The sequence below is a fragment of the Lactobacillus sp. UMNPBX4 genome (genome assembly GCF_002554115.1).
GTDB lineage: Bacteria > Bacillota > Bacilli > Lactobacillales > Lactobacillaceae > Lactobacillus > Lactobacillus gallinarum.
Window position 1 is genome coordinate 1 of record NZ_PCZF01000103.1, and the last position, 1,702, is coordinate 1,702.

At 37.4% G+C, this 1,702-nt stretch carries 2 protein-coding genes; both read right to left on the minus strand.

The genetic code is table 11. The features are described from left to right. Positions 1–112 precede the first annotated feature (112 nt). Positions 113–1,099 (minus strand): ribose-phosphate pyrophosphokinase, encoded by a 987-nt coding sequence (locus tag CP355_RS09850; protein ID WP_056945545.1) that lies wholly within the window; start codon positions 1,097–1,099, stop codon positions 113–115. A 399-nt stretch (positions 1,100–1,498) separates the two neighbouring features. Next, positions 1,499–1,702 (minus strand): zinc ribbon domain-containing protein (locus CP355_RS09855; RefSeq protein ID WP_143468939.1); only part of this gene is annotated, 204 nt, incomplete at its 5' end.

Consider the following 1,702-nt stretch of genomic DNA (forward strand, 5'->3'; position numbering starts at 1 on the left):
TTCAATATACAGAATTTAATTTTCAAAAGTGTTCAATTTGAAATTGCAATTTTCGAATAAAAAATAATCCTCATTCAGGTGAGGATTATTATATATCAATTATTTAATTTTTTTACTTTAAACGATTTTGTTCATCAAAAATTTGGTGAATTGAACGATCGTTATAAACGTAATCAATACCACGAGCAAGAAGTTGATCTACAGAAATACGAACCATTCTGTCTGGGTAACGATTATGCTTAATAGTATCAGTTACAACGATTTGTTCAATTGGCAATTCGTTAAGTACTTCAGTTGCATTCTTAGAAAGAAGTGCGTGAGTTGCAGCAACATAAACCTTCTTGGCACCTGCCGCCATAACTGACTTAGTTGATGATGAAATACGAGAACCAGTATCAATTAAATCATCAACGATGATACACTTCTTGTCTTTAACATCCCCAATAATATCGTGCACTTCAGTATCATAACGAGCACCACGTTGATCAACAATAGCGATTGGAGCGTTGAAATATTGACCAAAGTTACGTGCAAGCTTGGCACCTGAGTGATCAGGTGAAACAACTACGATATCATCATCTTCCTTAGTAGCAATACCATTATCTAAGAAGTATTGACCAAGAAGTGGAATAGCGTGCAAGTGATCTACTGGAACACTGTAGAAACCTTGAATTTGTGAAGCATGCAAATCAACTGTAATTAAACGATCCATACCAGTTAATTGAAGCAAGTTAGCAACAAGCTTAGCTGTGATTGGTTCACGTGAACGAGTCTTAGTATCTGAACGTGAATATGCTAAGTATGGAACTACCACGTTAATGGTATGAGCTGATGCACGGTGCAATGCGTCCAAGATAATTTCAAGTTCCATGAAGTTTTCGTTAACTGGATCTTGAATTGATTGAATTACAAAGACGTCACAACCTCTGACACTTTCACCAATATTAACTTGGATTTCACCATCGCTGAAGTGATGAACTGCAGTTTCAATTAATGGTTGACGCAAAATTGCAGCAATTTTTTCGTTTAATGCTGGGTTACCACCTAACCCGATCACCTTCATTGGGTGCAATAATTTATGGAGTTCTTCCTTGTTCATAGCTACCTCTTCTGAATAAAAATCATATACAGACCCATTATATACGAAAAACCTTCTCTGATAAATAAAAGAGGAGGTTCTTTATTGAAGATTTCTATTTTGATTTTGAATTTACGTAAATCTAATTCATTTGTCTTCTAGAAACAATGAACAAAACCAGCCCGACAATCGCTGCCAATTCCGGCACTACTAAGTTCATGAAACTTAAACTTGAATTATGCGGTCAACTACCCTAGACTGAAGTCTAGGGCTTAGTGGCTCGTTAGCTTACGCTAACCAGAACACCAACTTGCTTAGATACGGACTTGACTTACCAGCAATAGTCTTTTGACTATTGCCGATAGAGGTCGTCTATTTACCAAAGCCTTTTAAGTCCGCGAATTGCTAGCGGACTGCAGCCTAGCTTAGGCTGCTTTTTTCTTTTATTTTAGGATTCTGCCACTTGCCTAATCCTTTTTCTAAGATGTTCACGGCCGCATTCCAATCACGAATATGGTGCGTTCGACAGATTGGACAAGTCCATTCCCGATCCTTAAGGGTTAATTTCTTATAACCGTTTTGCCCCATAATACTGCCACATTGATGGCATCTTTGGGTGGTGTA

Coding starts and splice junctions, on each gene's coding strand:
- CP355_RS09850 (WP_056945545.1), bottom strand. CDS start 1,099: ATGAACAAGGAAGAACTCCATAAATTATTGCACCCAATGAAGGTGATC.